Source organism: Janibacter sp. CFPM2_SD2 (genome assembly GCF_057364645.1).
The window spans coordinates 1-2,180 of record NZ_JBNFOF010000303.1 but is presented as its reverse complement, the minus strand read 5'-3'; the positions used below and the strand labels follow the sequence as shown (position 1 = coordinate 2,180).

Here is a 2,180-nt window from a genome sequence, read left to right as displayed (position 1 = left end):
TCGGCTGGGCGTGGCCGGTCGGGGCGTGCCCGCCCGGCGTGGCGGCCCCCTTCGACGCGCCGGAGGAGCAGTGGGGCGCCGGTCATCGCGGCATCGACCTGTCGACCGCGCGGGGCGCGCCGGTCACCGCGGTCGCCGACGGGGTGGTGACCCATCGGGGTCGGATCGCCGGTCGGGGCACGGTGAGCGTCACCCACGCCGACGGTGTGCGCAGCACCTACGAGCCGGTCGACGCCACGGTCTCGACGGGTGACCGGTTGGCGCGTGGCCAGCGGATCGGCACGATCGGGCCGGAGTCGGGGCACTGCGCTCCCACGGCCTGCCTCCACCTGGGTGCGCGTCGCGGGCCGACCTACCTCGACCCGATGACCTTCTTCGGTGCCCGCCGGGTGATCCTCCTGCCCGTCCCGTGAGCGCCTGCGCCGTGGTGCCGGGTCGAGGTGATCCCGACAGGCATCCGGTCGGTGACACCTCTACCCGCTCGCAGGGCTCAGGCGCGGGGGTGCGCCTGCTCGTAGCTGCGGCGCAGCCGGTCGAGCGAGACGTGGGTGTAGATCTGGGTCGTCGCGAGCGAGCTGTGGCCGAGGAGCTCCTGCACCATGCGCAGGTCGGCGCCGCCCTCGAGCAGGTGCGTCGCGGCCGAGTGGCGCAGCCCGTGCGGACCCACGTCGGGTGCGTCGGGCACGTGGGCGAGCAGGGAGTGGACGACCTCCCGGACCTGGCGCGGGTCGACCCGGCGGCCCCGACGGCCGAGGAAGGGCGCCGGGCCCGACCCCTCGACGACCACCCGGGGTCGTCCACGCTCCAGCCACTCGCCGAGAGCCTCGTCGGCGGGCGCGCCATAGGGCACCACGCGCTCCTTGCGACCCTTGCCGAGGACCCGCACGACCCGTCGACCGCGATCGAGGTCGTCGACGTCGAGGCCGGTGAGCTCGCTGACCCGGATCCCGCTCGCGTAGAGCAGCTCGAGCACGGCGCGGTTGCGCAGGTGGATCGGGTCCTCGTCGTCCGCGGCGACTGCCGCGACGTCGAGCACGGCACTCATGCCGTCGCGGGAGACGACGTCGGGCAGGGTGCGCTGCCGCTTGGGTGACGCCAGCCGCAGTGCGGGGTCCGTGGGGGTGCGGCCGGTGCGCGTCGTCCAGGCGAAGAAGGTGCGTACCGCGGCCGACCGGCGGGAGAGGGTCGCGCGGGCGGCGCCCCCCGAGGCGAGGCTGCCGAGCCAGGACCTCAGCTGCGCCAGCGTGACGTCGGCGAGCGCGTCGCTGCCGTCGTGGGCACACCACATGAGGCAGGCGCGCACGTCGCCCGCATAGGCCCTGATCGTGTGCTCCGATCGATCGCGCTCACGCAGCAGGTGCGCGGCGTAGGCATCGACGACCTCGCCGACCCACGCCGGGGTTGGCGCAGGCTCGGAGGTCGACGCAGTGCTCACTCCCCCACGGTGCCACGGTCTGACCCGCGCGTCCCGGAGGTCACGCCGTCCTCCATCGTCAGCGCCTCGGGCCGGGGCCGCGACGCCAGCCGCCGGTGTCGTCCTGCACCACCCACCCCTCGAGCGACATCTCCGCCAGGTCGGCGAGCACCTCCTCGAGCGGCACCACGAGCTCGATCGCGAGCTCGCCGACCGGGACTCCCCTGCGGCTGCTCAGCAGGTCGTGGATGCGGCGGTGCGGCGGCCGGAGCACGTCGAGGTCACGGGCCGGACCGAGGAGCTCGACCGGTTGGTCGACCTCCTCGCCCACGCGTCCGGCCAGGGCGAGCAGGTCCGCGGTGTCGGTGACCAGACTGCCGCGATGCTTCTGGATCCACTCGTGACAGCCCGCCGACGACATCTGGGTCACCGGACCGGGCACGACCCCGACGGGGCGGCGCATCGCCTCGGCCCAACCGGCGGTGTTGAGCGAGCCGGACCGCAGCCCCGCCTCGACGACGAGCGTCGCCTGCGACAGGGCAGCGATGATCCGGTTGCGCGAGAGGAAGCGGTGCCGCATGGCCACGGTCCCGATCGCGAGCTCGGTGATGACGACACCCTGCTCGGCGACGGCCTCGACGAGCCGCCGGTTGCCCTCCGGGTAGACCCGGTCGGGCCCGCACGGGAGCACGGCGATGGCCGGCCGTGCACGGCGAGCGCCCCCTGGTGGGCCGCGGCATCGATGCCGAAGGCCGCACCGGACACG

At 74.7% G+C, this 2,180-nt stretch carries 3 protein-coding genes; 1 reads left to right on the top strand and 2 read right to left on the bottom strand.

Features of this window, described 5'->3' with window-relative positions; genetic code table 11:
• A partial coding sequence (locus AC2W7J_RS17665) for a murein hydrolase activator EnvC family protein (RefSeq protein ID WP_485984018.1) occupies positions 1–413 on the top strand: 413 nt, incomplete at its 5' end.
• Positions 414–490: 77 nt separating this feature from the next.
• On the opposite strand, the gene AC2W7J_RS17660 is transcribed toward AC2W7J_RS17665, so the two are convergent.
• Positions 491–1,435, bottom strand: coding sequence for a tyrosine recombinase XerC (locus tag AC2W7J_RS17660; RefSeq protein WP_485984016.1), 945 nt, complete (start codon positions 1,433–1,435; stop codon positions 491–493).
• Positions 1,436–1,493: 58 nt separating this feature from the next.
• The coding region (locus AC2W7J_RS17655; RefSeq protein WP_485984014.1) for a DNA-processing protein DprA at positions 1,494–2,180 on the bottom strand (687 nt) is incomplete at its 5' end.